The sequence below is a fragment of the Acinetobacter johnsonii genome (assembly GCF_048551975.1).
In the GTDB taxonomy this organism is placed as follows: domain Bacteria; phylum Pseudomonadota; class Gammaproteobacteria; order Pseudomonadales; family Moraxellaceae; genus Acinetobacter; species Acinetobacter johnsonii_A.
In genome coordinates this window covers 1-250 of sequence record NZ_JBIMCF010000332.1, presented here as the reverse complement: position 1 = coordinate 250, position 250 = coordinate 1, and the positions used below count along the sequence as shown (strand labels likewise).

At 39.6% G+C, this 250-nt stretch carries 1 pseudogene; it reads right to left on the bottom strand.

The features are described from left to right. Nucleotides 1-98: 98 nt before the first annotated feature. A pseudogene (locus ACG9ZB_RS17700) lies at nt 99-250 on the bottom strand (lipase); the annotation flags it as partial.

Genomic DNA, 250 nt, shown 5'->3' with positions numbered 1-250 from the left:
ATTCGTGAAAAGTTACCAGCTCGTAAAGTTAAAGCTTCATTGTAAGTTTTATACGAGTAAAAAATGCGCCCAATGGCGCATTTTTTTATGCCTAAATTTTAGAGTCCATGAAGTTTCAAGCGGTTCGCATGTTGACGGTAAACATCAACAGGGTCTGGAGCAAAAATAGAACGTAGACCAACGAACTGGTTAATCACATCTAAATGGTTCCAATTATAGTTATCGCGCACGGTCTTGCCATACTTGGCAC